Genomic DNA, 24,221 nt, shown 5'->3' with positions numbered 1-24,221 from the left:
ATAACACGGAAATAATGGTATAAAGAAAACAGAAAGATTGTCGAAACCTGCTTCGCAGACCTTCGACACTTTGTTTTCAGGAGGAGAATATGACTAACATCGAATTTTTAGAGAAATCTTTGCCATCTGCGCCGCTTAAGATCATCGCAGTTCCCGGGTGTGAACCTCTTGCCGAGAAGGTAGACAGCTACATTGTTTCGTTCCGTAAGGACTCCCTCCATGAGTTTCTTGATCCCGACCTCTATGCATCTTACGAAGCAGATACCTATCTGGTAAAAAGCGCCTGCCCCCGTTTCGGAAGCGGAGAGGCTAAGGGTGTCATCGGGGAGAGCATCCGGGGAAAAGACCTGTTTCTTATTGTAGACGTGTGTAACTACAGCCTTACCTATACCGTAAATGGCCACCTGAATCACATGTCGCCGGATGACCATTTTCAGAATCTGAAGCGTATCATCTCTGCCACGACAGGAAAGGCTCACCGTATCAACGTCATCATGCCGTTTCTTTATGAGAGCCGCCAGCACAAGCGTACCAAGCGTGAATCCCTTGACTGCTCACTGGCGCTGGAGGAACTGGTGAATATGGGAGTTTCCAACATCCTTACCTTTGACGCGCACGATCCCCGGGTGCAGAATGCGATTCCGCTGAAGGGCTTCGACAATTTCATGCCGTCCTACCAGTTCATGAAGGCACTGTTCCGCGAAGTTCCGGATCTGATCGTGGACAAGGATCACCTGATGATCATCAGCCCGGATGAGGGCGCGATGCAGCGTGCCGTATATTTTTCCAACGTGCTCGGCGTGGATATGGGAATGTTCTACAAACGTCGTGATTATTCTACCGTAATCAATGGGCGGAACCCCATCGTTGCTCATGAATTTCTGGGCGATGACGTACACGGCAAGACGGTGATCATCGTGGACGATATGATTTCTTCCGGCGAGAGTATGCTGGATGTGACACGGCAGATCAAGGAACGGGGAGCTGCGAGAGTTTTCGTCTGTGCGACCTTTGGACTGTTCACCAACGGACTTCGGATCTTTGATGAGTATTATGAAAAAGGGTACCTGGACAAACTGATTACGACCAACCTTACTTATCTTCCACCGGAATTATATAGCAAACCTTATTTTGTCAAAGCAGATATGAGTAAGTTCCTGGCACTGATCATCGATTCACTGAATCACAATATTTCCATCAGCGCCGTACTGAATCCGACGGATAAGATCCATGAATTATTAGAGTCAAGAAAAGCTGGCCGTTAAGCCAGCTTTTCCTTATCTATCGGATTTCTTTATTTTCCATCAAAAGTCTGATGCCCTTTTGCTCCGCGCTATACCATTCTGTCGTCCCGGAAAAATTCCATACTTGTCGGATAGGCATAGGCATCTCCGATCTCATGGAGCAGCACCACCTTCAGCCGATTATTCAGCGTCTTTTTATCCAGCTTCATCGCCTCCGTCAGGGAAGCAAGCGGCAACTCTGCCTGCACCGGCAGGCCATACATTTCCAATACCTTCCGGATTCTCTCGGCTTCTCCTGCTTTAGTAAGTCCCTTCTCTTCCGCGATCCGTGTAATCTGATACATTCCGATCGCGACTGCCTCGCCGTGGCTCTCCCGCTCATAGTGGTAATATTGCTCGATCGTGTGCGCCAGAGTGTGACCAAAATTCAGAAGAATCCGCTCTCCCATGTCAAACTCGTCCTCTTCCACCACCTGCCGTTTGATATCCACACAGGTCGCGATCACTTCCGTCAGATGTTCTTCCAGATTCTCATATGAGCCATAACGCTCCAGGTCGGCAAACAATCCTGCATCCTTGATACAGCCGTATTTGATGACTTCGCCCAGACCGTCTGTCACGTATCTCCCTGGAAGGGTCTTTAGAACATCCGGGTCGATCAGGACCATTTTAGGCTGATAAAAAGCGCCCACCAGATTCTTGCCCTGGGGCAGATCCACTGCGACTTTTCCCCCTACCGAGGAGTCCACCTGTGCCAGGATCGATGTCGGAATCTGTACGAATTTGATTCCTCTTAAAAATGTAGCTGCCACAAAGCCTGCCAGGTCACCGACTACTCCGCCACCAAGCGCAACGATCAGATCTGTTCTGGTGATCTTTGCCGCAAGCAGAGAGCTATACACGCCGGGGATCGTCTGAAAACTCTTCGACGGTTCCCCATGAGGGATAATCGTTTCGTAGCATTCATATTTTTCAGAAAGAGTCTTTTTTAAGCCTTCCCCGTAATAGGAATAAACACGGTCATCTGAGATGATCATAATCTTCTTTCCCTGATATACCTCACTGATCCGCTCTGCCGCCTGGCTTAATATTCCTCTTTCAATATAAATCGGATATCCGTGCTCCTTTAAATCCACATACATTCTCATGTTCTCTTCCTCCCTAGGGTGCCTATCAGCTGCATACTTTTCCGACAGCACATACGGTTTAGTTTCTTTAATGTCGCATAACTGCCTGTCGGCTACATCTCTTTTCCAACAACTTTGGCAATCTGTGTAATCTCCTTCAGCAGCCTGTCATACTTGGCCGGCTTCAGGGATTGTCCACCGTCGCAAAGTGCACATTCCGGGTTATTGTGTACCTCGATCATAAGGCCGTCCGCTCCTGCTGCGACCGCTGCTTTTGCCATCGGCTCTACCAGCCACCATTTTCCGCCGGCATGGCTTGGATCTACGATGATCGGCAGGTGGCTGAGTCTCCGGATTACCGGAATCGCCTGGAGGTCCAGGGTATTTCTGGTATAGCTCTCAAAGGTACGCACGCCCCTCTCGCAGAGAATGACATTCTCATTGCCGGAGGACATGATGTATTCCGCAGACATGATCCACTCCTCATAAGTAGCATTTAAGCCCCTCTTTAACAGGATCGGTCTTTTCGTTCTTCCCAGCTGTTTCAGGAGATCGAAATTCTGCATATTTCTGGCACCGATCTGAATCAGATCCACCTTCTCATCAAAGATATCCAGGTACTCTGCGGACATCAGCTCGGTCACGATCGGAAGTCCTGTCACTTCCTTTGCCTTGCATAGAATGTCAAGTCCTGCAAGCCCCATTCCCTGGAAAGAGTATGGGCTGGTCCGCGGCTTAAATGCACCGCCACGCAACATATTTGCTCCGGATTCCTTTGCCGCCTTCGCGATCTCGATCACCTGCTCCTCGCTCTCTACTGAACAGGGACCGGCGATCAATGCCATATGACCGCCGCCCACCTTCACGCCGGATACGTCTACAATGGTATCCTCCGGGTGGAACGCACGGTTTGCCAGCTTATACGGCTCCTGGACGTGCATGACCTTCTCCACACTTTTATCTACTTCGAATAACCTGGGGTCGACGCGCACCGTATCTCCGATACAGCCGATGATCGTCAGCCCCTCCCCACGCACGATATGGGTCTCCAGGCCTTTCGCGTGAACCATTCCTACGACACGGTTCAAATTCTCTTCACTTGTTCTTGGTTTTAATACGATAATCATAATGTTCGTCCTTTCCTCTACTATTTCATACGAGATGAAGGCCTGCTGCACCTTCACTTAAGTATGTCTATCACTTTCCTATGAAACCGAGATGAACGTCCACTGGACGTTCACTTAGGTATGTATGACCAAAATAAGGTCCACTGGACCTTATTTCAGGTATGCATGGCAACAACAAATAACTCCCGCCGCCTGCAAATGCAGAGGACGAGAGTAATCTATACTTCGTGGTTCCACCTCAATTTACAAATACCTCACGGTAATTGCCTCATCAGGTACGCCGATACCGGTTATACCTTTGCAGATAACGGCTGCTGCCGGAAATGCCTACTAATCTGGCGGTACACACTACCAGGATATTCAACACTCTACTCCAAGAGGAATTCAATATAACTCCTTGCGTCCTAATCTCACCAACCAAGGACTCTCTGGGCCAACTCATTATATTTACTACTTCTTTTCATCGTATTTCAATAGTAGAATATGTAATTTTCAAATCTTATAGACTATGATACACAAATTCATAGAATTTGTCAATTCATAATTTTGGCCGGTTTTATCTCGTAAAATACTTTTCCTTGATGATATCCACCGGCATCTTCTGCCCGGTCCAAAGTTCAAAAGATGCTGCTCCCTGATATAACAGCATATACAGCCCGTTCGCAGTCTGGCAGCCTGCCGCTTTCGCTTTCTTCAGAAGCAGCGTCTCTTCCGGATTGTAAATCACGTCAAAGACGAACAGATCCTTGTGGAATACACTATCGTCCTGAATGATGCATCTGTCCGTATTCGGGGCCATTCCGACCGTCGTTCCATTTACCAGGATCACGCTCTCCCCAATCTCCTTCTTTAAGAGCTCCGGATCAGAGAAATCATACAGCTTCAGTACACAGTCCGTTTTCTCTCTTAATTTCTCTATAATTCCTTCTGCGCGGGTGAAGAAATCATCACGTATATTAAACACCGTTATTTCTTTTACTCCATCGAGCGCTGCCTGGATCAGGATCGCCGCGGCCGCACCGCCTGCACCGAGAAGTGTCATCTTCTTTCCAATGATATTCTGGCCTGCCTCCTCGACCGAACGCATGAACCCGATTCCGTCCGTCGTATATCCAGTCAGCACGCCGTGATCATTCACGACCGTATTCGCCGCACCGCCGATCTCCGCAGCCGGTGAAAGGTGATCCACCAGAGAGCATACCAGATTCTTATCCGGCATCGTCAGATTGAATCCCCTGGCTCCCATCACTTTAAGCCCTTCCACTGCCTTCGCCAACGTATCCGTACCCACATCAAATGCCAGATATGCATAATCCAGTCCCAGCTGATGGAATGCTTCATTATGCATCATTGGTGAGATGCTGTGCTCTACCGGGCTTCCCAAAAGTCCCGTCAATACGGTGTGTCCTGTTATCTCATATGCCATAATTTATGTCCTCCAATTTCCTGCATTGTCACGCACTTTACAACTGTAAAGCGCTACCATGTTTTCTATCATAGCATATCTTTCGGGAAAAATCCAGCCTGACCTTTCTAATCCTTCCAGAATTCCGCATACTTCCCGCCGTTTTCCATATTGATGCCTCGCGCCTCTGCCATCTCACTGACCGTAACGAGCTGATAGCCTTTTTCGATCAGCATCGGAATCAGCTTGATCGCTGCATCCACACTCTGTGTATGAATATCATGCATCAGGATAATATCTCCATCCCCACTGCTCATCACTGAGTCAATGTTCGACTGTACATCCCTTGTCTTCCAGTCAAGTGTATCTACCGACCAAAGAATCATCGGAGCGCCCACATTCGCTTTCACCGTATCGTTGATCGCGCCATACGGCGGACGTACAAGGGTTGCCGGCTGTCCGGCTTCTTGCGCGATCAGATTGTTCGTATCTCCAATCTGCTTTTGAATCCCTTCCGCCGATAGCTTGGTAAGCTTCGGATGGTCATAGGAATGGTTCCCCAGCTCACATCCAATCTCCAGCATCTTCTTCACTGCATCACCGTATGTCGGCACATTCTTACCCTGCATGAAGAATGTTGCATGTGCATCGTACTGCTCCAGTGCCTCCAGAAGCTCCATCGTCCTTGGTCCGGGCCCGTCATCAAAGGTCAGCGCGATCATCGGCTTATTGGGATCTACCCCACTTTCAATATTTACCAGTTTCCCGTCCTCTGCAAATTCTGCCTCCCGGGAGCCGATCTTCTGTTTTCCGGTCAGCATCTTGCCCTCGCTGTCAAAATAATATTTGGTATCATCCAGCTCCAGCCAGCCCAGATGCATCGTTCCGTCTTCATTGAAATAATATTTCCCGTCATCAGTATCCATCCAACCGGTCTTCATAATGCCCTTTTTGCTAAAATAGTATGTACCGCTCTGAATCTCCTGCCAGCCTGTCAGTCTCGTTCCTTTTTCGTTAAAATAATACGTCTTTCCGTGATAAGTAATGAAATCATTCTCTACATAACTGCCATCCCAACGCTTGAACTTCTTGCCATCCCATTCACCATACTTATTCTTGACCTCCAGCTTTCCTTCTTTTACATCGATCCGAACCTTTCCGAACCATTCTGTATAAAGCGGAGTCGTCATCTCACTGGTCAGTTCCGCCTTGATCGGGAATTCCCCTTCCTGCGAACCGTCGCCTTCGCAATCAAGGGAATATCCGATTCCCTGATTCAATTCATCTAACAGATCCTGTATCGTATATTCCGTGTCTTCATTCAGCTTTTGCTTCACATCCCCCTTACAGGTAGCCTTAGCCGTAAACACGGGTCTTTCTTCTCCCTGAATAATGGAAATATTCTCTGTCTTCAGCACGATCGGTATTTCCTTGCTCTCCCCTGCTGCCGCCGCATTGCTGAGTAACAGTGTAATAATAAAACAAAGACCCAGAACTCCCAAAATACTTTTCCCTGAAATCTGGTTCCTTCTTCTCCTGTTCCTCCGGCGCCTCGCCCTGGCTCTGGCCTGCGCCTGCTTCATCTCGCGTTTATTCATTGTTCTCTCCCCTACACAATATCTTGCTATATCAGCATATTACTATATACATTATAAGCGAACTTAAAGTTATATACAATGGAAAATTTTCTTAAGTTATATTAAAAATTATAGTTATTTTTGTAACATTTGAAATATTTGTAACATTTAAAAAAGAACAGAAGGCGTGCCAGTCGCTCCTCCTGTTCTTATTTATTTGATTTCATTTATAAACCGAGCTGAACGTCCACTGGACATTCACTTAGGCATGCCTGGCAACCAAGATGATAGTCCGCCGGACCTCCAGGTTTAGAAGCCAAATTTGAGTCGGATTTCACATCCATTGCTCCACTTTGGTATACCCGGCATTCAAAATACTGCCCTATCCAATCACTCTCACACGCAGTACCCCTTCGATTGTTTCAAGCCCTGCAGTCACTTCTTCGTTCACTTCAGAATCCACATCGATCATGGTATACGCATACTCGCCACGGCTCTTGTTCGTCATATCTGCAATATTGACGCTGTCCTTTGCGAGAAGTGCCGTAAACTGACCGATCATGTTCGGAATATTCTTATGAAGAATCGTAATTCTGGTCTTCATGCGCACTCCCATGTCGCATGCCGGATAGTTGACGGAATTCTTGATATTTCCGTTTTCCAGGAAATCCATCAGTTCTTTCACAGCCATCTTTGCACAGTTATCCTCGGATTCTTCCGTAGATGCGCCCAGATGCGGGATTACGATCGCATTCTTCACACCGGTGATCTCCGGCGTCGGGAAATCTGTCACATATCGTTTTACCTTGCCGCTCACCAGAGCGTCCACGATAGCTTCACTATTTACCAGCACATCTCTCGCGAAATTCAGAACCACCACGCCGTCTTTCATCAGGTCGATGGCGTTCTTGTCGATCATTCCCTTCGTATCTTCCAGTGCCGGAACATGGATCGTGATATAGTCACACTCCCGATAGAGTTCATCAACGCTCTTCGCATGATGGATGCTTCTGGAAAGCCTCCATGCGGAATCCACGGAAACATACGGGTCATACCCATATACGTCCATACCCAGATTCGTCGCCGCGTTTGCCACCAGAACGCCAATCGCTCCAAGCCCGATCACGCCCAGCTTCTTTCCTTCAATCTCACAGCCGGCAAATGCCTTCTTCGCTTTTTCCGCATCCTTGGCAATGTTGCCGTCTTCTTCATTTTCCTGCACCCAGTTGATTCCTCCGATGATATCCCGGGACGCCAGAAGCATTCCCGCAATCACCAGCTCTTTTACTCCATTCGCATTGGCGCCCGGCGTATTAAATACCACGATTCCTTTCTCTGCGCATTTGTCAAGCGGAATATTGTTGACGCCGGCGCCGGCACGCGCCACCGCCTTTAGACTCTTATCAAACTCCATCTCATGCATGGACGCGCTTCTTACCAGAACGGCGTCTGCGCCCTTCGCATCGCTTGCCGGAACATATTCATCGGTAAAATTCTCGAGCCCTGCCGGAGAAATAGGATTTAAACAATAATATTTATGCATCATTACAGATTCTCCTCTTCAAACTTTTTCATGAACGCTACAAGCGCCTCAACACCTTCATACGGCATCGCATTATAAATACTTGCGCGCATACCGCCAACCGTGCGGTGCCCCTTCAGATTCTCAAGTCCTGCCTCTTTTGCTTCCTTTACGAACTTCGCATCCAGCTCATCATTGCCCGTCACGAACGGCACATTCATAAGAGAACGGTCTTTCTTCGTGGCAGTTCCCTTAAAGAGCCTGCTCTCGTCAAGGAAATCGTAAAGCAGCTTCGCCTTTTTCTCATTGCGCTCCTTCATCACTTCAAGGCCGCCCATTTTCTTGAGCCATTTGAATACCTTGCCGCAGATGTAGATTCCGTATGCCGGCGGAGTATTGTAAAGAGATTTCGCATCTGCATGTGTCTTATACTGAAGCATGGTCGGAGTTCCCGGAAGAACATCCTCCGTGATCAGATCTTCCCGAATGATCACGATCACCGTTCCTGCCGGTCCGATATTTTTCTGTACGCCGCCGTAGATCACGCCATATTTTGTGACGTCAACGGGCTCTGACAGGAAGCAGGAAGAAACGTCTGCGACCAGAATCTTTCCCTTCGTATTTGGGAGCTCTTTATATTTGGTTCCGTAAATCGTGTTATTCTCACAGATATAGACATAATCTGCATCCTCGTCGATCGGAAGATCAGAGCAGTCCGGAATATAGGAAAATGTCTTATCCTCGGAAGATGCGATCTTGTTCACTTTTCCGTACTTAGCCGCCTCGGCCGCCGCTTTTTTCGCCCACTGACCGGTCACGATATAATCTGCGACCTTATTCTTCATCAGATTCATCGGGATCATGGCAAACTGCTGGCTCGCGCCGCCCTGCAGGAACAATACTTTATAATTGTCCGGTATATTCATCAGATCACGCAGGTCTTTTTCCGCGTCGCCTATGATTTCCTCAAATGCTTTTGAACGGTGGCTCATCTCCATAACCGACATGCCGGTTCCTTTATAATCCAACATCTCCTCTGCCGCCTCGCGCAGTACTTCTTCCGGTAATACCGCCGGTCCCGCTGAAAAATTGTAAACTCGTTTCATAATTTCCTCCATTCCATTGCTGCCTTAAAACCTACTGTTTCAACTACATATCTATGCAATACGGTGACGAAACAGTCTAAAGGTGTCCGTCACCGCATAACAAACAAATCCTCAAATTTCTATTGTTCCTGCTCTTTCGCCTGAAGATCACCCTCATCAAAAGCCTCGCTGATCGCTGCTCCCGGCGCCACCATCGGCCACACCTTATCGTCACAGTCGATCTGACAGTCTATCACAATCGGTCCATCACAGGAAAGTGCCATCTGAAATGCCTCTGCAAATTCTTCTCTGGTTGTCGCGCGGACTGCTTTCGCACCCATCGCTTCCGCCAGCTTCACAAAGTCTACCGCATCATTTAAGACCGTCGCCGAATAACGCTGGCCATAGAACAAATTCTGCCACTGGCGCACCATTCCAAGCACATGATTGTTGATCACCACCTGAATGATCGGGATATGATGGCGGACCGCCGTCGCGATTTCGTTCATATTCATACGGAAACAGCCATCTCCTGCGATATTAACGACCGTCTTATCCGGACAGCCCATCTTCGCGCCCAGAGAGGCTCCCAGGCCATAGCCCATCGTTCCAAGTCCGCCGGACGTAAGAAGGGTCCTCGGCTTCGTATATTTATAATACTGGGCAGCCCACATCTGATGCTGTCCCACCTCCGTGACGATCAGGGCGTCCCCCTTCGTCTGCCGGTAGATCTCCTCCACCACATAGGGGCCGGTAAGAATCTCCGGATGGTAGGTCAGCGGATATTTCTGCTTGTATTCCTGAATCGTCTGTACCCATTCCTCATGATTCAGCTGCGGAAGCTGCCGGTTAAGAACTGTCAGGACTTCTTTGATATCTCCCACTACCCCCGCATCGATGATCACATTCTTATTCATCTCTGCCACGTCGATATCGATCTGAAGGATCTTTGCATGGCTCGCAAATTTTTTGGCATTTCCGACTACACGGTCAGAAAATCTCGCCCCGATCACCACCAAAAGGTCGCAGCTGCAGACTCCAAAGTTCGACGTCTTGGTCCCATGCATGCCCAGCATGCCGGTGTAAAGCTCGTCGGTGCCCGGATATGCGCCTTTTCCCATCAGGGTATCGCACACCGGCGCATGCACCTTCTGTACGAACTCCCAAAGTTCCTCGCTGGCGTCAGAGAGCACGGCACCGCCGCCCACGAAAATATACGGACGTTTCGCCTTTTTAATCATCTTAACCGCATTTTCCACATCTGCCATGCAGATATCCTTGCTATATTTTTTCACCGGTTCGATCTTCACCGGCCTGTAATCCGTCTTGTTGGCCGTCACGTCCTTCGGGATATCTATAAGTACCGGTCCCGGACGGCCGGATCTTGCGATGGTAAATGCCCGGCGTACCGTGTCTGCCAGTTGTTTTACGTCTTTTACGATAAAATTGTATTTCGTGATCGGCATCGTGATTCCAGTGATGTCGATCTCCTGAAAGCTGTCTTTACCAAGAAGCGGCACTCCCACATTACAGGTAACCGCAACCATCGGTATGGAATCCATGAATGCGGTGGCGATTCCCGTCACCAGATTGGTCGCTCCCGGTCCGCTGGTCGCAAAGCACACGCCGACTTTTCCGGTCGCACGGGCATATCCGTCTGCCGCGTGAGATGCGCCCTGTTCGTGAGAGGTCAGGATATGCGTAATTTCATCCCTGTGTTTATATAATTCATCATATACATTCAAAATCGCGCCGCCCGGATATCCGAAAATGGTATCCACGCCCTGCTCTTTTAAACACTCTATCAATATCTCTGCTCCATTTAACTGCATCGTGCATTCCCCTTTATTCATAAATGTATAAAAATCCCCAATCACGCCGTGCGCGTGGGCCCTGCCTGGCTTCGTTACCTCTTGTTAACGCGGAATCTCCAGCACTGCTCCTCTGTTTCCGCTGGTCACCATCGATGCATATCTTGCAAGATATCCGGTGGTCACTTCCGGATCTCTCGGCTGCCATTTTGCCTTTCTTGCCGCCAGCTCTTCGTCTGAGATCTTTGCATTCAATGTCAGATTCGGGATATCGATCTGAATGATATCGCCTTCCTCGATCAGAGCTACCGGACCGCCTACTGCTGCTTCCGGTGAAACATGCCCGATGGAAGCGCCTCTTGATGCGCCGCTGAACCTGCCGTCCGTGATCAGCGCTACGGAAGAGCCAAGTCCCATACCTGCGATCGCCGAAGTCGGGTTCAACATCTCCGGCATGCCCGGACCGCCCTTAGGTCCGACATAGCGGATTACGACTACGTCGCCCGGGTTGATCCTGCCGCCCTTGATTGCCTGGATCGCATCGTCCTCACACTCAAACACTCTTGCCGGCCCTTCATGTACCAGCATCTCCGGTACCACCGCGGAACGTTTTACCACGCTGCCGTCCGGTGCGATATTTCCCTTCAGAACTGCAAGGCCGCCGGTCTCGCTATATGGGTTCTCAATCGGACGAATCACTTCCGGATTCTTATTGACACAGCCTGCGATATTCTCGCCCACTGTCTTGCCGGTCACGGTCATGCACTCAGTGTGCAAAAGTCCCTTTTTATTCAATTCATTCATAACTGCGTAAACGCCGCCGGCCTCATTTAAATCTTCCATATAAGTCGGGCCTGCCGGTGCAAGATGGCACAGGTTCGGCGTCTTCTCGCTGATTCCATTTGCGAAATCGATCTCAAAATCCATTCCCACTTCGTGAGCGATGGCCGGGAGATGCAGCATACTGTTTGTAGAGCAGCCCAGCGCCATATCGACGGTAAGCGCATTCAAAATCGCCTCTTTTGTCATAATATCTCTCGGGCGGATATTCTTTCTGTAAAGCTCCATGACCTGCATACCCGCATGCTTTGCAAGCCGAATCCTCTCAGAATAAACAGCCGGGATCGTGCCATTACCCTTAAGTCCCATACCCAGGACTTCTGTCAGACAGTTCATGCTGTTCGCGGTATACATACCGGAGCAGGAACCACAGGTCGGGCATACCTTGTTCTCAAATTCGCAGACATCTTCTTTGGTCATGGTGCCTGCCGCATAGGAGCCCACCGCCTCGAACATACTGGAAAGGCTGCGTTTCTGTCCTTTTACATGACCTGCGAGCATCGGGCCGCCACTGACAAATACGGTCGGCACATTGATTCTCGCCGCTGCCATCAAAAGTCCGGGTACATTCTTATCACAGTTGGGAACCATAACTAACGCATCAAACTGATGTGCCAGAGCCATCGCCTCAGTAGAATCCGCGATCAGATCCCTGGTCACCAGAGAGTATTTCATACCAATGTGTCCCATAGCGATTCCGTCACATACTGCGATCGCCGGGAAAACAATAGGCGTACCACCCGCCATAGCAACGCCCATCTTTACGGCGTTTACGATTTTATCCAGGTTCATATGTCCCGGAACGATCTCATTATAGGAGCTTACGATACCGACTAACGGGCGTTCCAGCTCTTCCTTGGTAAACCCCAGCGCATTAAATAAGGAACGATGCGGCGCCTGCTGCATTCCTGTTTTTACATTATCACTTTTCATCCTTTTGTCCCTCCATCTTTCTATCTCAACTACTCTGCCTAACCATGTATGGCAATCAGGAAATACGCTCGCAGATCAGATTGCCCATCTGCGCAGTTCCCACCTTCACACATCCTTCAGACATAATGTCTCCGGTTCTGTATCCGTCTTTTAACACCTGCGATACGGCACGCTCGATCGCATCTGCCGCCTGATCCTGGTCCAGACTGAACCTGAGCATCATCGCCGCGGAAAGGATCGTCGCAATCGGGTTCGCGATTCCCTGCCCCGCAATATCCGGTGCGGAACCGCCGCTTGGCTCATAAAGTCCGAACTTTGTCTCATTTAAGCTGGCACTTGCGAGCATTCCGATGGATCCTGTCACCATACTTGCCTCATCCGACAGAATATCTCCAAACATATTCTCTGTCAGGATCACATCAAACTGCTTCGGATCTCTCACAAGCTGCATCGCACAGTTGTCGACCAGCATATGTTCCAGCGTCACCTCCGGGTACTCCCCTGCCACTTCCTCCACAACCTTTCTCCAAAGTCTGGAAGAATCCAGTACATTCGCTTTATCAACGCTCGTAACCTTTTTCCTTCTCTTCATCGCAATGTCAAATGCACGCAGCGCGATTCTGCGGATCTCGTTCTCATTATATGTAAGGGAATCATAAGCGGTCAATACGCCATTTTCTTCCACTGTTTTTCTCTCTCCAAAATATAGTCCTCCGGTCAGTTCACGCATGATCATCAGATCAAACCCGCCCGCTGTGATCTCCTCCTTGAGCGGACACGCACCTGCAAGCTCTTCATACAGAATCGCAGGACGCAGATTTGCAAACAGACCTAACTCTTTCCTGATCTTAAGAAGTCCGGCCTCCGGTCGCTTCTGCGGCTCCAGCTTATACCACGGGGAAGTCTTTGCATCCCCGCCGATCGAGCCCATCAGCACTGCATCACAGGCCTTCGCTTTTTCCACCGTCTCATCGGTGAGGGGAATCCCATGCACGTCGATGGAAGCGCCTCCCAGTAATAACTGCTCATAGGAACAGGTAAATCCATAAACTTCTCCGACTTTATCCAGGACCTTCATGGCCTCCGTCACAATCTCAGGTCCGATTCCGTCCCCTTTAATAACTCCAATTTTCAGGTTCATTCTATTCATTCCCTTCCACTAAATATCGTATCCCGTCCGGCAGTCCGGTCGAAATCTATTGCTCTTAAAAATCTGTTATTCATAATAATATCGCATTTTCTTTTCACTTTCAACCCTTTAATATGGAAAAGCGCAAAAAATTAGAGTGCAATCTGTTTTTGTGTACAGCAGGAGAGGTTCCTCCTCATTTTAATTGTAAAATACATAGGTACCTGTTAAAAAAATCACCGTTTCACTTCTCAGTACCTGCCTACATTCACAATATTTTATAAAAGGTTCTCATTAATTCTTCCCTATCAACTCAATTCGTTCTTATTTTTGTATATATTGCACATTTTTATCGTTATTATTTTCACATTTATTGTGCTTTTTTCCTTCATTTTTTTTGTTTTTATCCGTTTTCTCTCTTGAAAAATCTTAATATTAGTGGTAACATTACACATAAACCCAATATGTAGTTATAAAAAAGTAATTAAAGGAGGTTGAAAATCATGGGATTTTTAACAGGAAAGACAGCTCTCATCACCGGTGCAGGACGAGCTGTATTAAGTGATGGAAGATGCGGATCCATCGGATATGGTATCGCTACCGCATATGCAAAGGAAGGTGCGAACCTGGTTATCACCGGACGTAACGTTCAGAAGCTCAACGACGCAAAGGAAGAGCTTGAAAGCCGTTATGGAATCAAGGTTCTCACAGTACAGGCTGATGTCAATGCAGGCGCAGACAACGAGACTGTTGTACAGAATGTAGTAAAACAGGCGATTGAAACATTCGGACGGATCGACGTGCTGATCAACAATGCACAGGCTTCCGCTTCCGGCGTAACTTTGGCAGATCACACGACTGAGCAGTTCAATCTGGCACTCTATTCCGGATTATACGCAGCATTCTATTATATGAAGGCTTGCTATCCGTACCTGAAAGAGACCAAGGGCTCCGTTGTGAACTTTGCTTCCGGTGCAGGACTTTTCGGAAACTTCGGACAGTGCGCTTATGCCGCTGCAAAAGAAGGAATCCGTGGACTTACCCGTGTAGCTGCTACCGAATGGGCTGCTGACGGCATCAACGTTAACATCGTTTGCCCGCTGGCATGGACCGCTCAGCTTGAGAAATTCGAGCAGGCATATCCGGATGCATTTAAGGCTAACGTACACACTCCGCCGGCAGGACACTTCGGCGATGCTGAGTTAGAGATCGGACGTGTATGCGTACAGCTCGCAAATCCTGATTTCAAGTACATGACAGGTGAGACCCTGACCTTAGAGGGTGGCCTTGGCCAGAGACCATAATACCAGTCACTAATCTGAACAGATGTATAGAAAAAGAAGGCGGAATCCCGCCTTCTTTTTTCATTCGTTGCCATGCATACCGAGACGAAGGTCCACTGGACCTTATTTGGGTTATCTAACACAGTTTCCAGATATCTCTATTGTACTCCGCAATCGTTCTGTCGGAGGAGAAGAAACCAGCCTTCGCAATATTTACCAGCATTTTCCGCGCCCAGCTCATGCGATCCGTATAATCGGCAAGCGCCTCTTCCTTCTTCGCGATATATTCCTTCACATCCAGCAGCGTCATGAACCAGTCTTTCCGGATCAGTTCAGCGTGAAGTTCCAGCAGGAGATATTTATCTCCAATTCGCAGAAGCTCCGGACTGATAATAAAATCGACCAGTCTGCGAATCTCTTCGTCTTCTATATAGAAGTCGACTGCACTGTAATCCGCCTTGCGATAGTGCTCAATCACTTCCTCACTGGATTTACCGAAGATGTAGATATTTTCATCGCCTACAAGCTGATGGATCTCCACATTCGCGCCGTCCTCGGTTCCTAAAGTCACCGCGCCGTTCAGCATGAACTTCATGTTGCCCGTTCCGCTGGCCTCCTTGGAGGCGAGAGAAATCTGCTCGGAAATATCACAGGCCGGAATCAACTTTTCCGCCAGAGTGACATTATAATTCTCCACCATCACCACATTCAGATACGGCGCCACCTCCGGATCGTTCTTAATTAGTTCCTGCAGGCACAGGATTAAATGAATGATATCCTTCGCGATGATATATGCCGGTGCCGCCTTTGCCCCAAAGAGAATGGTGATCGGTTTCGCCGGCTTTTTGCCGCCCTTGATCTCCAGATACTTATAGATCACATAGAGCGCATTCATCTGCTGACGTTTGTACTCATGGAGACGTTTTACCTGAATGTCGAAGATCGAATCCGGATTAAGAATGAGTCCCTGCGTCTTCTCCAGGTATGCTGCCAGGTCCTCCTTCTTTTTCTGCTTCACATCGAGAAGTTCCCCCAGCGCCATCTCGTCGTCCGCATACTCCAGCAATTTTTCAAGTTCGGACGCATCTTTGCGGTATCCGGTCCCAATGAGACCGTCAAGCCACGCCACCAACTCATGATTGCAATGCAGAAGCCATCTTCTGAAGGTGATTCCATTGGTCTTGTTGTTGAATTTTTCCGGGTAAATGTCGTAGAAGGCCTTCAGTTCTTCGTTCTTCAGAATCTCTGTGTGGAGGTAGGCCACGCCATTTACGCTATATCCGAAATGGATATCCATGTGTGCCATGTGCACTCTGTCGTCCTCATCGATGATCTGCACCTTGGGGTCCTTGTATTTTCCCTTGATTCGTGCGTCCAGATCCTTGATGATCGGTACGATCTGCGGCGCTACCTGTTCCAGATAGCCAAGCGGCCATTTCTCCAGTGCCTCCGCAAGAATCGTGTGGTTTGTGTAAGCGCAGGTCTTTTCCACGATTTCGATTGCTTCATTAAAATCAATATGTTTCTTCACCAGAAGACGGATCAGCTCCGGTATCACCATAGACGGGTGTGTGTCGTTAATCTGAATCGCCACGTGCTCATGTAGCTTTCTCAGTTCATATCCCTTCTCCTCACACTCGTGCAGAATGAACTGTGCCGCATTCGACACCATAAAATACTGCTGATATATCCGCAGGAGATTTCCGGCCTTGTCACTGTCATCGGGATAGAGGAACAAGGTCAGATTCCTCTCGATATCCTCTTTGTCGAACTGGATTCCCTCTTCACCGACCAGTCCATCATCTACCGTCTCCACATCAAATAAATGCAGTTTATTCGTGCCGCCCTCATAGCCTGTCACATCAATATCGTACAGTTTGGAGCGCAGGGTAAAATCCTTGAACGGCACTTCAAAGGATACGCCGGTCTCATTAAGCCAGCCCTCCGCCTCAATCCACGGATTCTTGATCTCTTTCTGCTTGTGGTCCTCAAATAACTGTCTAAACAATCCCATATGATAATTCAGACCAATGCCGTCCCCATTCAGTCCGAGCGTTGCGATCGAATCCAGGAAACATGCGGCAAGACGGCCAAGTCCGCCATTGCCCAAAGACGGTTCCGGCTCCACTTCTTCGATTTCCGCCATATTCTTCCCATGCTTTTCCAGAATCTCTGCCACCTCGTCATACAGTCCCAGATTGATCAGGTTGTTTGACAGCAGCTTCCCGATCAGGAATTCTGCAGAAATGTAATACAACTTCCGGCTGCCCGTGTTACTTGGTGATACTTTAATCTTCTCTTTTGTGAGTGTGAGCAATGCATAATATACCTGCTCATTGGTCGCCTCATCGAGGCTGACCCCATATTTTCCCTTGATAATTTCTTCCAATCTACTCTCCATAATACAACTTTCCTTCCTACGCTTTGACCGATGCCTTCTCTTTCTTCACCGGCCCTCTTCCATACAATTCCGTCATTTTCCGAACCTTCTTCACCAGCTTATCCGTAATCTCGCCTTTTTCAAGCCTCCACTTCCAGTTATCTCCCAGGGTCGACGGCTGGTTGATTCTCGCCTCATTGCCCAGGCACAAATAGTCCTGAATTGGTATGATACAGGTATCCGATACAGAGGCCTGCGCCATGCGGATAATCTCCCAGACTGCCTTTTTCGTATCCAGCCTTTTGTGGCCCATATATCGGAGCGCAAACGCTTTATCCTCCGGCCCCAGCGCCTCATACCAGCCTGCGAGCGTCTCGTTATCATGCGTTCCTGTATAGACTACGCTGTTCTTGTCATAATTATGCGGCAGATAATTACTTGGCTCTCTGGCGTCAAACGCAAACTCCAGCACCTTCATGCCCGGATATCCGGAATCCTTCACCATCTGAAGCACGGAGTCTGTCAAAAATCCCAGATCCTCCGCGATAATATTGACCTCCCCGAGTTTTTCCTTCACTGTACCAAACAGATCCATACCCGGTCCTGCCTCCCAGTGTCCGAATTCGGCCGTCTCATCTCCGTATGGAATCGAATAATATTCATCAAATCCACGGAAATGATCGATGCGGATCACATCGTATAATTCCATACAATGCGCGATTCTCTGAATCCACCACTTGTATCCCATCTCCTTGTGATATTCCCAGTTATAGAGCGGGTTGCCCCAAAGCTGTCCGGTCGCACTGAAGGCGTCCGGAGGGCAGCCGGCCACGCCAGTCGGCATTCCTTCCTCATCGAACTGGAATAACTGCGGATTGGCCCAACTGTCCGAACTGTCAAAAGACACGTAAATCGGGATATCCCCGATGATCTGAATCCCTTTCTTATTCGCAAATTTCTTAAGCCTCTTCCACTGTACATAAAATTCAAACTGAAGGAACTTCTGGAACAGAATTCCTTCCACGTGTTTCTCTTCAAACTTCCGCAAAGCCTGTGTATCCCGCCGGCGGTATTTCCCCTTCCACTCGCTCCAGCTCTTCCCGCCGTGCGCGTCCTTAAGCTCCATGAACAGAGCATAATCGTCAAGCCAGCCGGCCTGCTTTCTGCAGAATTCCCGGAACCTCTGATCCGTCTCAATCCGGCTTCTCAGAAAGGCTTTCCTCAAAAGCTCAAACCGGGATTCGTAAATCTTTGCATAGTCCACATACCGGCTGTCACTTCCGAAATCACACGCCTTACACTCCTTCTTCTTAAGCCAGCCCTTCTCCACAAACGCTTCCAGATCTATATAATATGGATTCCCGGCAAAGGTCGAAAACGACTGATATGGCGAATCCCCGTACCCGGTAGGTCCAAGGGGCAGAATCTGCCAATATTTCTGGCCGGCCCTTTTCAGAATCTTCACGAACTCATAGGCCTCTTTTGAAAATGTCCCAATTCCATATTCCGAGGGCAGACTTGCCACCGGAAGCAGAATTCCACTTGCTCTCATCTCGTACACCTCATCACTGTTAAATAGTTCAGGCAATTGTCCACTGAACCTTCACTTAAATATGCATAGCAGTGCCAAAAACGCAAAGCACTTTCTAATATACTTAATATAACCAAAACAAGGTCCACTGGACCTTGTTTTAGGTATGCCTGGTAACAGAAAAGCATTGCCACCTTGCCGCAATGCCCTTCCTGGTTTTCTTTTTAGTTTGCTGCTCCCGGTTTCTCCACCTGAGAAATTGCACTCTTCATCATGGGAATCCGGCAGTTCTTGTTGCTTCCAAATTCAACGATCACATCATCATCTGAGATATCGATCACAACTCCGTAGAAGCCGCTTGTCGTAAGAATCGTATCTCCTACCTCCAGCTCTGAAAGCATGAGCTGAACTCTCTTCTGCTCTTTTTTCTGCGGTCTCATGAGCAACCACCAGAATCCTCCGATAATTACCACATAAAACAAAATCAAAACAATGGGGTTATTCATCTTTATTTCCTCCTAAATCTAAAAAGCACTATTGCTATCATACACAATCTTACCCGTTTCATCAAGTAATTTTAAGAAATTCATACATTTTTAACCATTTTTTTCTTCCATGCGCCTTAAAGTCTCCATTTTGAACTCCTTATAGCGCCCTGCTTCAACGGCCGCACGTATCTGCTCCATCAGCGTATTATAGTAATACAGATTGTGCAGAACACAAAGGCGCATTCCGAGCATCTCCTTTGCCTTCAGCAAATGCCGGATATAGGCCCTCGAATAATGCCTGCAGGCAGGACAGTTACAGCCCTCCTCGATCGGTCGGGAATCCAGCTCGTATTTCGCATTGAACAGATTCAACTTGCCGTATCTGGTATATACGTGTCCGTGCCTTCCATTTCTGCTGGGGTAGACGCAGTCAAAAAAGTCGACTCCGCGGTCCACAGCTTCCAGAATATTGGCCGGAGTTCCCACTCCCATCAGGTAGGTCGGTTTCTTCTCCGGCAAATGCGGCACTACCTCGTCCAGAATCCGGTACATCTCTTCGTGCGATTCCCCTACTGCGAGGCCGCCCACCGCGTATCCGTCCAGGTCGAGCTCCGTGATTCTTTTCGCGTGTTCGATCCGGATATCCTCGTAGATGCCTCCCTGGTTGATTCCAAACAGAAGCTGATGTGGATTGATCGTATCCTCCATGCCATTCAGTCTCGTCATCTCCGCTTTGCACCGGGAAAGCCAGCGGGTCGTCCTATCTACCGATGCCTGCATATACTGCCTGTCCGCCACGCTGGAGGGGCACTCGTCAAATGCCATGGCAATGGTGGAGGCAAGGTTCGACTGGATCTGCATGCTCTCCTCCGGTCCCATGAAAATCTTTCTGCCGTCTACATGGGACTGAAAATAGACTCCTTCCTCTTTGATCTTCCGCAGACCTGCCAGAGAAAACACCTGAAAACCGCCTGAATCCGTCAGGACCGGACGGTCCCAGTTCATGAACTTATGGATTCCTCCAAGCGCTTTTACCACCTTATCCCCCGGTCTCACATGGAGGTGATAGGTATTGGACAGCTCCACCTGCGTTCCGATCTCTTTTAAATCCGTTGTCGCAACGGCCCCTTTAATTGCCGCCGCAGTTCCCACATTCATAAATACAGGGGTCTCAACGACCCCGTGTACTGTGTGCAGTCTTCCCCTTTTGGCAAGACCGTCTTTTTTTATAATCTCATACATTATGCTTACAAACTCCTGTTCTAATAATGGCATACGACCGGTGTTCCTGCCTGCACATTATTGTAGATTGTCTTGGCCACATTGTACTGCAAATTCACACAGCCATGCGAGCCATGGGTCAGGTATCTGCTACCGCCGAATGCTGCCTGCCAGGGCGCATCATGTAGTCCGATTCCACCGTTAAACGGCATCCAGAAGGAAACCGGGGACTCCCACTCATAGCTTCCGTCCGGTTTCTTCGGCCCGCGAAGTGTGGCGTTCCTCGTGCAATATTTGATCAGATACACGCCCTGCGGCGTCGCATCCCCCGCACTCGGTTTTCCGGTAACGATCGGCGCATTGATCACCAGGCTTCCATTTACAAAAAGGTAAACATTCTGGTTCGTCAGATCCACTTCCACGTAAGTGCCGCCCCAGTCCGCACCGTCATGGCTTGCCGCTTTCTGCTTATATGCCGGCTCCCTGCTTACGACATCACCCTTTTGAATGTTCTCAAGAAGCGCCTTACTTTCCGCTTCCTTATCAATGATCCAGCCGTAATCTCCGCCTTCCACCTTCACCGTATTTCCATTGCCGGAGACGAAAGTACGCTGCGTTCCTCTCGTGTTATACTTCTTTGCCAGTTCCGCCACATACTCTGTGACCTTATCACTGTTAAACGTAACCGCCATGTTATCATCGGTATTCACCCACTGAGAAATCACAGCCTTATCCACCACCTCATTATTTGATCCCATGGTGTAGGTAATGCTGGCCTTCAAATACTGATTCATGGTGTCACATGCCTTCTTAACCTCCTCAGAATCCTGCAGATACTTCGGTTTCACATAACAGGACTCTTCCGTCATATCCATCTGATTTTGAAATCCTTCGATATATTCACCGACTTTTTCCCGAAAAATCTCCTGGTCGATCTGACTTCCTGTCTCCTCTTTTTTCGGCACGAACTGATTCCCGTCAAATTCCGGCTTTGAAGATACCGGTGGCGTCTGATTCTCTTCCTTCATGCAGTCCAGAGAAGCCAGCTTCTCCGTTAATTTCTGTCCATCATACTCTACTCCCACGGAAGCGGTAATCTCGGATTCCTCCCAAAGCCCCTTCGGCCACAAAAATGGATTCTGTGCTTTTAACTGCTTACTGAGTTCATCACTCTTCTTGTAAGCCACAGCAATATCGGAACCGTCTATCACTTCCTGCGTTCCGTCTGACTTCTTCAAAGTCAGTACATAACTATCCACCTGGCTCTTCATAAAGGCTTCCACATCATCCACGGACTTCAAAGCAAAATCTGTTCCGTTTATCGTAGTGTTGAAATAAAAATGGCTCATGAAAAATGCCGCAAATCCCAGATAAATCGCGGCAGCCAGGCCAAAAATGGACCCCACCACGATTTTAGCTGCCTTTTTCCACTTTCTGCGGCGCTCGGCCTTTTCTTCCTCTGTGAGCGGTTCCTCGTCCAGTTCTTCCCCGTCATCGGCCGAAAGTTCCGGCTCCAGATCCTCTCCTTCACCTGCGGATAATTCAGGTTCGATCTCCTCACCATCATCGGCTGACAGAACCGGCTCCTCGTCCGGATCCGCCTTCCGTCTCCGTCTCACCTTCGCACGACGCTTCCGTCTGCCTTCTTCCTTTTCTTCTGCGAGGAACTGCTCCATATCCTCTTTGAGCTTCTGACTTTCTTCCTTCTCAGCTTCCGCCGCCCGCTCGTCAAGGATCCTGTCATCTTTCTCCTTGTCCTTATTGTTCTTATGCTTCTTCGCTTTTGGCTCTTTCTGCTCTTCTATTTTTTCTTCAACCATCTGCTCAGATTCATTCTCTCTTTCCACGTCGCGATCACCTGATCCGGCTGCGACAGAATCCACATCATCACCAGATATATCGCTCCCAGAAGCACCAACTGCATTGTCGTCAGCTGCAGCTTCTTCGGTTGTTCTTTCTTTTTCTTTGTTTTCACTTATCTCTTCCACCTCTCCTGACACAGTTCTTTCATCCACTTCCTGATCCGCATCCGAGTTATCCATGGTCATCTTCTTATCAATCATTCAATCAAAACTCCCTTTATACTCAATATGTCGTTATTATAATACGAAATAGATTCTAAATACAATACATAACTTTCAAAATCGTAGAAAAACGTGTCATTTCTACAAGCGCATCCTTCTTCTTCCCCGCAAATTTCCAAATCCAACCCTTGCCACTGCCCCTGTCTTCCTTTATAATGTTCACAGTAATAAAAAAATCTACTCATTTATAAAAAGAAAGGGTTGGTACATAAAATGGCAGGTTCTATTTACGGAAAAATATTTCAGATCTCGACCTGGGGAGAATCCCACGGAAAAGGGATCGGCGTGGTGATCGACGGCTGTCCCGCCGGCCTTCCCCTGGCAGAAGAAGATATACAGGTCTATCTGGATCGCAGAAAACCGGGACAAAGCAAGTTCACCACCCACCGTCAGGAAGGCGACGAAGCCGAGATTCTATCCGGCATCTTTGAAGGACGCACGACCGGGACTCCCATATCCATCATGGTCCGCAACCAGGATCAGCGTTCCAGGGATTATGGTAATATTATGAACTGTTACCGCCCGGGTCATGCAGATTATACCTTCGATGAAAAATATGGTTTCCGCGATTACCGGGGCGGCGGACGCTCTTCCGGACGCGAGACCACCGCACGGGTCGCCGCCGGCGCCGTGGCAGCCAAGGTGTTAAAAGAACTGGGAATCGAGGTTCACTCCTACACCAAAGCGATCGGCCCTGTAAGCGTCCCGGCAAGCGAGTACCGACACGAAGACATTTTCGCGAACCCGCTCTACATGCCAAGCTGCGCTTATGCCGAAAAGGCCTCTGCCTATCTGACAGAATGTATAGAAAACAAGGACTCTTCCGGTGGAATCATTGAATGTGTCATCACCGGAATGCCCGCCGGAATCGGGGACACCGTATTCGACAAGCTGGATGCCAACCTCGCAAAGGCCATTCTTTCCATCGGCGCCGTAAAGGGCTTTGAGATCGGCGATGGTTTTGCTGCCGCCAGCTCACGGGGAAGCGAGAACAACGACGGGTTCCATTATGAGAACGGGCAGCTCACCAAGACCACCAACCATTCCGGGGGCACTTTAGGGGGCATGAGCGATGGTAGTACCATCATTTTCCGGGCTGCCGTAAAACCGACCCCTTCCATCGCCAGAGAACAGGAATCCGTAGATAAAGAAGGGAATAATATTTCCCTGGCGATCAAAGGCCGGCACGACCCGGTGGTAGTTCCAAGAGCCGTCGTAGTCGTCGAAGCGATGGCGGCCCTTACCGTCATTGACCTGTTATTCACGAACATGAGCGCGAAGATGGATTCGTTAAAAAAATTTTATTGTTCTTAATATGCAAATAGACCTAAAAAAAAAGAGCGGTAAGTGTCGCGGCTACATTTTCCCGATACTACTGCTCTCTTCCTTTTTATCTCTCCTCAAGCCTTCTACATGTAAGTTTATATCCGTCTC

Annotated in this window: 17 protein-coding genes and 1 other annotated feature; of the genes, 3 read left to right on the top strand and 14 right to left on the bottom strand. The window is 48.7% G+C overall.

The window, feature by feature from the left end; all coding sequences use genetic code 11:
• Nucleotides 1-89 precede the first annotated feature (89 nt).
• A complete protein-coding gene (locus ABXS75_09840) occupies nt 90-1,265 on the top strand; it encodes a ribose-phosphate pyrophosphokinase (GenBank protein XCP87060.1) in 1,176 nt (391 codons plus the stop codon).
• A 68-nt stretch (nt 1,266-1,333) separates the two neighbouring features.
• Here ABXS75_09840 and aroB read toward each other — a convergent pair whose 3' ends face one another.
• The 9 genes from aroB to leuB all read right to left on the bottom strand — a co-directional run bounded on the left by aroB (nt 1,334) and on the right by leuB (nt 13,812).
• On the bottom strand, nt 1,334-2,392 hold the full coding sequence (gene aroB / locus ABXS75_09835; protein XCP87059.1) for a 3-dehydroquinate synthase: 1,059 nt from the start codon (nt 2,390-2,392) through the stop codon (nt 1,334-1,336).
• Between the two features lie 92 nt (nt 2,393-2,484).
• On the bottom strand, nt 2,485-3,498 hold the full coding sequence (aroF, locus tag ABXS75_09830) for a 3-deoxy-7-phosphoheptulonate synthase (protein ID XCP87058.1): 1,014 nt from the start codon (nt 3,496-3,498) through the stop codon (nt 2,485-2,487).
• A gap of 200 nt (nt 3,499-3,698) precedes the next feature.
• Nucleotides 3,699-3,971 (bottom strand) — a binding site (T-box leader).
• An 83-nt stretch (nt 3,972-4,054) separates the two neighbouring features.
• On the bottom strand, nt 4,055-4,924 hold the full coding sequence (gene aroE, locus ABXS75_09825) for a shikimate dehydrogenase (protein ID XCP87057.1): 870 nt from the start codon (nt 4,922-4,924) through the stop codon (nt 4,055-4,057).
• Between the two features lie 107 nt (nt 4,925-5,031).
• Nucleotides 5,032-6,501 (bottom strand): polysaccharide deacetylase family protein, encoded by a 1,470-nt coding sequence (locus ABXS75_09820; GenBank protein ID XCP87056.1) that lies wholly within the window; start codon nt 6,499-6,501, stop codon nt 5,032-5,034.
• Nucleotides 6,502-6,862: 361 nt separating this feature from the next.
• Nucleotides 6,863-8,023, bottom strand: a complete 1,161-nt coding sequence (locus ABXS75_09815; protein ID XCP87128.1) for a phosphoglycerate dehydrogenase — start codon at nt 8,021-8,023, stop codon at nt 6,863-6,865.
• Nucleotides 8,024-8,025: 2 nt separating this feature from the next.
• Complete coding sequence (gene serC / locus ABXS75_09810) at nt 8,026-9,108, bottom strand: 3-phosphoserine/phosphohydroxythreonine transaminase (GenBank protein XCP87055.1); 1,083 nt, start codon at nt 9,106-9,108, stop codon at nt 8,026-8,028.
• A 119-nt stretch (nt 9,109-9,227) separates the two neighbouring features.
• Entirely contained in the window at nt 9,228-10,919 is a 1,692-nt protein-coding gene (ilvB, locus tag ABXS75_09805; GenBank protein ID XCP87054.1) for a biosynthetic-type acetolactate synthase large subunit, read from the bottom strand.
• 84 nt (nt 10,920-11,003) lie between these two features.
• Entirely contained in the window at nt 11,004-12,671 is a 1,668-nt protein-coding gene (gene ilvD / locus ABXS75_09800) for a dihydroxy-acid dehydratase (GenBank protein XCP87053.1), read from the bottom strand.
• 55 nt (nt 12,672-12,726) lie between these two features.
• Entirely contained in the window at nt 12,727-13,812 is a 1,086-nt protein-coding gene (leuB, locus tag ABXS75_09795; protein XCP87052.1) for a 3-isopropylmalate dehydrogenase, read from the bottom strand.
• Nucleotides 13,813-14,303: 491 nt separating this feature from the next.
• On the opposite strand from leuB, the gene ABXS75_09790 reads away from it, so the two are divergent.
• A complete protein-coding gene (locus ABXS75_09790; protein XCP87051.1) occupies nt 14,304-15,104 on the top strand; it encodes an SDR family oxidoreductase in 801 nt (266 codons plus the stop codon).
• Nucleotides 15,105-15,219: 115 nt separating this feature from the next.
• Here the strand turns inward: ABXS75_09790 and ABXS75_09785 are convergent, their stop codons facing one another.
• From ABXS75_09785 to ABXS75_09765, 5 genes are all read right to left on the bottom strand, one after another.
• Nucleotides 15,220-17,484: a glycogen/starch/alpha-glucan phosphorylase gene (locus ABXS75_09785; GenBank protein ID XCP87050.1), complete on the bottom strand. Its 2,265-nt coding sequence runs from the start codon at nt 17,482-17,484 to the stop codon at nt 15,220-15,222.
• A gap of 16 nt (nt 17,485-17,500) precedes the next feature.
• Nucleotides 17,501-19,015 (bottom strand): 4-alpha-glucanotransferase, encoded by a 1,515-nt coding sequence (malQ, locus tag ABXS75_09780; GenBank protein ID XCP87049.1) that lies wholly within the window; start codon nt 19,013-19,015, stop codon nt 17,501-17,503.
• Nucleotides 19,016-19,218: 203 nt separating this feature from the next.
• The gene (gene yajC / locus ABXS75_09775; protein XCP87048.1) at nt 19,219-19,500 is read right to left on the bottom strand and encodes a preprotein translocase subunit YajC; all 282 of its coding nucleotides are present in this window, start codon (nt 19,498-19,500) and stop codon (nt 19,219-19,221) included.
• A gap of 90 nt (nt 19,501-19,590) precedes the next feature.
• Nucleotides 19,591-20,724 (bottom strand): tRNA guanosine(34) transglycosylase Tgt, encoded by a 1,134-nt coding sequence (gene tgt / locus ABXS75_09770; GenBank protein XCP87127.1) that lies wholly within the window; start codon nt 20,722-20,724, stop codon nt 19,591-19,593.
• Nucleotides 20,725-20,744: 20 nt separating this feature from the next.
• Nucleotides 20,745-22,766 (bottom strand): L,D-transpeptidase family protein, encoded by a 2,022-nt coding sequence (locus ABXS75_09765; protein ID XCP87047.1) that lies wholly within the window; start codon nt 22,764-22,766, stop codon nt 20,745-20,747.
• Nucleotides 22,767-23,000: 234 nt separating this feature from the next.
• Between ABXS75_09765 and aroC the strand changes: the two genes are divergently transcribed.
• Complete coding sequence (gene aroC, locus ABXS75_09760; GenBank protein ID XCP87046.1) at nt 23,001-24,101, top strand: chorismate synthase; 1,101 nt, start codon at nt 23,001-23,003, stop codon at nt 24,099-24,101.
• Nucleotides 24,102-24,221 lie beyond the last annotated feature (120 nt).

It is taken from the genome of Roseburia hominis (assembly GCA_040702975.1).
GTDB lineage: Bacteria > Bacillota > Clostridia > Lachnospirales > Lachnospiraceae > Allocoprococcus > Allocoprococcus hominis_A.
Note: the sequence above shows the minus strand (reverse complement) of the source record. Positions and strands in the feature narration are given on the sequence as shown.